This is a genomic window from Nitrosomonas halophila (assembly GCF_900107165.1).
In the GTDB taxonomy this organism is placed as follows: domain Bacteria; phylum Pseudomonadota; class Gammaproteobacteria; order Burkholderiales; family Nitrosomonadaceae; genus Nitrosomonas; species Nitrosomonas halophila.
Window position 1 is genome coordinate 21,421 of the sequence record NZ_FNOY01000038.1, and the last position, 6,000, is coordinate 27,420.

A 6,000-nucleotide genomic window follows, 5' to 3' on the forward strand; every position below is an offset into this window, starting at 1 on the left:
GCTCGCGTTATTTCAGCACTGGGCAGGGCAGTGGTCGGTGCTAAGCTGCTCCACATCGATAATGCAGACAAGTTTCCTTCATGAAAACTGACGATGCGGCCACTCTGACAACTGACCATGAGCAACTGCGCCAGGCCTTTGCGGTATTCAGCCAGGCTTCCACGCAGCTTTCCGGCGTCTACCGCGAATTGCAGCAGCAGGTTTCCCGCCTGACCGGGGAGCTGGCGGTGGCCAATGGGGAGTTGCAGCGCGAGCTGGCCGCCAAAGAGGCGTTGTCGCAGCAACTCAGCCAGCTGCTGACCGCCTTGCCCGGCGGTGTCGTGGCGCTGGATGCCGCTGAGCGCATCGAGCGCGTCAATCCGGCGGCGGTGCGCCTGCTCGGTCAACCCCTGCTGGGGTTGCCCTGGCGGCAAATCGCGGACAAGCGCTTGGGCCCGGCCGGGGTATGCGGCGAATGGTATGCCGGCATAGGTGACCCGGCTGGATTGCGCCGGGTCCGCATCGAAAGCAGTCAGTCGGCAACATCCAGCGCGCGCATTCTGCTGATTCATGACATTACCGACGCCCATGCCATGCAGGCGCGCGCGCTGCGTCATCAAAGGCTGGCCGAAATGGGTGAAATGGCCGCCGGTCTGGCACATCAACTGCGCACGCCTTTGTCCACGGCCCTGCTGTATGCCGGCCACCTGAGCAATGAAACGTTGCCCGCTCAGGAACGGCGCGGTCTTGCCGCTAAAACCATAGAGCGGCTGCATCACTTGGAACAGCTGATACGCAACATGCTGCAATTCGTGAAAGGCGAGACCGCACCGGCCGGGCAGGTGGCGTTGCCCACACTGCTGAACGAACTGCAGCGCGCGCTGGCACCGCAGATGCAGCAGCGCGGCCTGCAGTTCCGCGTTGAGGATCACAGCAGGGGTGTCAACCTGCATGTGAACCACGAAGCATTGTGCAGCGCGCTGACCAATCTGCTCGACAATGCTATGCAGGCATCCTTGCCTGGTGGCCGGATTACTTTGGCCTGCACGGCCGGCGAGGATGAAGTCGTGCTGTCCGTCAGTGATGACGGCCCCGGCATCGACACGGCCTTGCAGGCGCGCTTGTTCGAGCCGTTCTTCACCACCCGCACCGAAGGCACCGGGCTGGGCCTGGCCATCGTGCATAACGTGATTCGCGCGCTGAATGGCGATATCGAAGTGGAGTCGGCGCCAGGCGCCGGCAGCCGCTTCACGGTCAGATTGCCGCGCACGCTGCAGGCCGAGGTTGTGGCCGGGGCGGTGCAATGGTCTAACAATAAAAGGTCGTAAAAATGCAGAATTTGCCTGTTTTAGTGGTGGAAGATGATCCGGATTTGCTGGAAGCCTTGCATACCACGCTCAGATTGGCGGGCTACCAGGGACTGGCGGCCGCCAACGGGGAAGAAGCGCTGCGCCTGCTGCAAGCGCAAGCGGTCGGCCTGGTGGTGAGCGATGTGCAAATGCGGCCGATGGATGGCCATGCGTTGCTGCAAGCCATCCGGCGCGATTATCCGCAGATCCCGGTGGTGCTGATGACCGCCTATGGGGAAATCGGCCAGGCGGTGGCGGCGATGCGTGCCGGTGCCAGCGATTACCTGCTCAAGCCGTTCGATCATAAAAGCCTGCTGGCGCAGGTCGAGCGTTACCTGCTGCCGGTGCCTGCGGATGCACAATCGGAAATGGTGGCCGAGGATGTGCGCACCCATGCGCTGCTGTCACTGGCGAAGAAAGTGGCCCAATCGAATGCAACCGTCATGCTGACGGGCGAGAGCGGCAGCGGCAAGGAAGTGCTGGCGCGCTATATCCACCGGCATTCGGCGCGCGCGGGACAACCGTTTGTCGCGATCAACTGTGCGGCCATACCCGAGAACCTGCTGGAAGCTACGCTTTTTGGCTACGAAAAGGGCGCTTTTACCGGCGCGATGCAATCCCAGGCCGGCAAGTTCGAGCAAGCGGAGGGCGGCACTTTGCTGCTCGACGAGATTTCGGAAATGCCGCTCGGCCTGCAGGCGAAACTGTTGCGCGTGCTGCAGGAACGCGAAGTGGAGCGGGTCGGGGGGCGCAAGCCCGTGAAATTGGATATCCGCTTAATCGCCACGTCCAACCGCACCATGCTCGAACAGGTGCATGCGGGGGAATTCCGCGAAGATCTTTATTACCGGCTGAATGTCTTTCCGCTGGAGATACCGCCCCTGCGCGAACGCCCGCAGGATATCGTGCCACTGGCGCAGCGCTTTCTCGACCGGGCGATGCAAACCGGTTCAACCCGTTGCACATTGTCCCAATCCGCAGTCGAGCGCCTGCAGCAATACGCCTGGCCGGGCAACGTGCGCGAGCTGGAGAATGTGATCCAGCGCGCCATGATTCTGGCAACTGGCGCAATCGAGGCCGCGCATTTGAATCTGCCTGCCGGTTCGCCCGATCCAGTATTGCCTGCGGCCACGGCCGCCGACCCCACACCCATGCGCGATATCAAATCGCTGGAGCGTGAGCATATTTTGCAAACGCTGGCGGCCGTCAATGGCTCGCGCAAACTGGCCGTACAGAGGCTCGGCATATCCGAGCGTACCCTGCGTTACAAACTGCAACAATACCGGCTCGCCCAGTGTTGAAAGCAATCGGAGACAACATGGACTCACTCACAGGCATCAACCAGATCATCACCCAAATCAAATCGACTTCCGAACAGGCGGCCGGCAGCCCGCCCACGCAGCCGGCGACGATGGCGCCCGCCCATGCCGATTTTGGCCAGTTGCTCAAATCGGCGGTCGATCAGGTCAACAGCGTGCAGCAGACCGCCGGGCAAATGAGCGAGTCATTTGTCCAGGGCAAACCGGATATCGAGCTGCATGAAGTGATGATTTCTCTGCAAAAAGCGAATATTTCGTTCCAGTCCATGATCCAGGTGCGCAACCGGCTGGTGACCGCCTACCAGGAAATCATGAATATGCAGGTGTGAAAACTTTAAATCCCGGTAAACAAGGAAAACTATGAGCGCACTTCAATCACATTCCAAAATGACAAAATTCTCCACTTTGGAATCAGACCAGGAGGAGGAAGCATTCAGCATCGCTTCTCCGGTCGAAATTCAGTTCATTCTGAACGCCATCATGCAGGAAAAATCGGCCATTACGCTCCATCTTGAACGCAGCAAACAATTTATCCTGTCCAGCATTCTGGCGGTGGATCCGGCCAAGAAAATGCTGATAATGGATTACGGTGCCGACGAAATCATCAATCAATTGGCACAAAGAGTGGGCAGTTTGCGCTGCGTCACAACCCAGAACCGGATCAGAATCGAATTCAATTGCACCAATCTGACGCTGGTGCAATTTGAAGGCCGCAGTGCTTTCAGGGCAGATATCCCCGCTAGCTTGTTACGGATACAAAGACGGAATTTCTATCGAATTATGACGCCTATTACCCACTCAGCTACCTGCAGCATTCCGCTGCCGCAAAAAAAAGGAAAGGAAACCGCCCTGTTCAATTTGTCCGATATCAGTTGCGGTGGCATAGCATTGATCGATTCGCAAGCCGAGCTCAAGCTGACTCCCGGCACAGTATTCGAAAACTGCCAGATCGATATGCCGCAATTTGGCATGATCGTGGCCACCATTCAGATCCGAAGCATCTATACCACCGTCCTCAAGAATGGCGACACCTCCCAGCGCGCCGGCTGCGAATTCATAGATTTGCCCGAAAAATCCCGCGCGCTGATACAACGCTACATCACCCGGCTCGAACAGCAAATGCGCCAATTTACCCGCGATGACGAATTCTGACAGCCGCATGACCGCCACAGTCTTTGCAAGTTGCCTTGTCCATTCGTGGTTCCCCCATCCGGTGGCGGTCGGCAAAGGGCGTAGGGTGCACTTGTGCACCGGTTTCTGCCGTGTAAAAAAGGGCTGCTGGGGGCCGGGTGTTTGATGGTGCACGGGTGCACCCTACGGCCAAAACCACGAATGGACACGAATTAACACGAATAATGCAAGCTACTTCGATTGTGTTTCAGCCGTAACTGGGCCAGTCCTCGCCTATTTGCCCCGCCACATGATAGAGCTCAACTCATGTGAGCATTGCCACCGAATCATTGGTGTCTATTCGTGTCCATTCGTGGTTCCCACAAAGCCGCTCACTGGACACCAACGGCCTTGCTTTTTTCTATATGGCGACTAGCGGGTTACTGCTCCAGGCCGGCTTCCAGGCGATAGAGCCAGGCCAGCAGCTCGGCCACGGCGACGTACAATTCCGGCGGGATGCGGTCATCCAGGTCGATTTGCATCAGCAGCGCCACCAATTCCTTGGATTCATGCACATAGACGCCGGCTTCCTGCGCGCGCCGGATGATTTCCTCGGCGACTAGCCCCCGTCCCTTGGCGACCACCTTGGGCGCGCGCATGCCGTCGCGATAGGTCAGCGCGACCGCGCTCTGGGCTGGATGCTGATCAGTCTGGGCGGGTGGTTCAGTCTGGTGGGTCGGATCGGGATGCGTCATCTTGCTGTATTTCCAGGGTTTGAACGGATAGCCCGCTAGCCTGCATGGCGGTGGTCAGTGCGGCGCGTGCCAGATCGAGGTGGGCTGCGGCCGCCGGTGCGCCGGTGTCCAGCTTGATCTGTACGCCTTGCCGGTCAATGGTCAGCAAGGCGGTGATCGCGCCCAATTTCGGCAGCTGGAGGTGCACCTGGGTCTGCCAGCGGGATGCGCTGTCTGCCGGTTCATTGGCAGCGTGCTCCGGCGGGTGTTCGGCAATATCCCATTCCATAGTCTGATTAGGCCATATTTCGCCCCGCCATTGTATCAAGCCGGTTTCCAGCACCTGCAGCTGGTGCTGTACCAGCGGCAGGGTTTGCGATGCAACCGGCGAGCTGCCCGCCACCTCGCCCGCCGTCACGAGCGGCGCTAGCCTGCCTTGTGGTTCCTGGCGGATCTGTTGCAAGCTGGTTTTGCCACCGATCCAGTTGGCCAGATGGGCTTCATAAAATAATCCGCTTTGGGTCACGGCCTGCTGGAGCGGTTGCGGCAACTGCGTGCTGCTGGTCGGCGGTGCCGGCAACAGCGGTGCGGCACTTTTCACGACCGGCCTGAAGGACGATGACACCTGGCTGAGCAACTGCGAAATAAATTTGCCGATGCTGCTGAATGTCGCCGGATTGTCGCCACCGGCCGGATGGCCGGGCAGCAGAAATTTCAAGCGCGGTGCATGCGTGATCAAGGTCAGCTCCAGCTGACTGCCAGGCGTGGCCGCAGCAGGCAACCGCATATGCAGCAACTTGCCTTCGATGCTAACGGCCGATAAACCATTACTCAACCGCGCCTCGACCCGCGCCACATATTTCTGGCCCGGAACGAAAGTGGACGGGTCCGACTGAACGGCATCCGGCGCAGCCTGCGCCGGACTGACCGGCTTGACCGGCCCGACATCCCCCAGCAGAACAGCCGGAATCGCCACCGGTTTGACAGGAAAGGGAATCACCATCAACTCCTGTTAGGTCTTATATATGAAAGGACTGCATGACTGTACAAACCCAAAAAATGCCAGCCCGATCCATCCATCCGGCTGCATTGCCATAACCCGCATGCGCCCCCGAAAACGTCCCAGAGGCGCTTTGCAAGCCTATAGGAATATCGGAACAAATGGAAAAGACTTTACAACAGAGCAGGGGCGGCAGGGGGAACCACGAATGGACACGAATGAATTGGTGGTGATGCGCGCAGGGATTGTGTCATGTGGTGGGGTGAAGGGGTGATAACCGGCCCAATTACGGTTGAAACACAACCGAAGTGATTGTCATCATTCGTGTCTATTCGTGTGTATTCGTGGTTTGAATTGCAGTCAAATACCGGTCCCCAGCAGCCCTTTTTTACACAGAAAAAGCCGGTGCACAAGTGCACCCTTGTATATTAATAGTGAGCAGCAAACTTGCTCAACACTGTAAAGTAACAGCGTTTTCTGGGGAAGCCGTTGCACCCTGAGGTCTCGAA

General features: G+C 58.5%; 6 protein-coding genes. 4 read left to right on the forward strand and 2 right to left on the reverse strand.

The features are described 5' to 3' along the window. Positions 1–80: 80 nt before the first annotated feature. Genes BLV85_RS09400 through BLV85_RS09415 form a run of 4 tightly spaced genes read left to right on the forward strand, consistent with a single transcriptional unit; the run spans position 81 to position 3,799 of the window. Positions 81–1,307, forward strand: a complete 1,227-nt coding sequence (locus BLV85_RS09400; RefSeq protein WP_090414585.1) for a sensor histidine kinase — start codon at positions 81–83, stop codon at positions 1,305–1,307. Between the two features lie 2 nt (positions 1,308–1,309). Next, positions 1,310–2,629 (forward strand): sigma-54-dependent transcriptional regulator, encoded by a 1,320-nt coding sequence (locus BLV85_RS09405; RefSeq protein WP_090414587.1) that lies wholly within the window; start codon positions 1,310–1,312, stop codon positions 2,627–2,629. 17 nt (positions 2,630–2,646) lie between these two features. Continuing rightward, positions 2,647–2,976, forward strand: coding sequence for a flagellar hook-basal body complex protein FliE (gene fliE / locus BLV85_RS09410; protein WP_090414589.1), 330 nt, complete (start codon positions 2,647–2,649; stop codon positions 2,974–2,976). Between the two features lie 31 nt (positions 2,977–3,007). Beyond that, on the forward strand, positions 3,008–3,799 hold the full coding sequence (locus BLV85_RS09415) for a flagellar brake protein (RefSeq protein WP_090414591.1): 792 nt from the start codon (positions 3,008–3,010) through the stop codon (positions 3,797–3,799). Positions 3,800–4,197: 398 nt separating this feature from the next. Here BLV85_RS09415 and BLV85_RS09420 read toward each other — a convergent pair whose 3' ends face one another. After that, a complete protein-coding gene (locus BLV85_RS09420) occupies positions 4,198–4,512 on the reverse strand; it encodes an EscU/YscU/HrcU family type III secretion system export apparatus switch protein (protein WP_090414592.1) in 315 nt (104 codons plus the stop codon). After that, entirely contained in the window at positions 4,481–5,494 is a 1,014-nt protein-coding gene (fliK, locus tag BLV85_RS09425; protein WP_245725156.1) for a flagellar hook-length control protein FliK, read from the reverse strand. The genes BLV85_RS09420 and fliK overlap by 32 nt, the downstream gene beginning before the upstream one ends. Positions 5,495–6,000 lie beyond the last annotated feature (506 nt).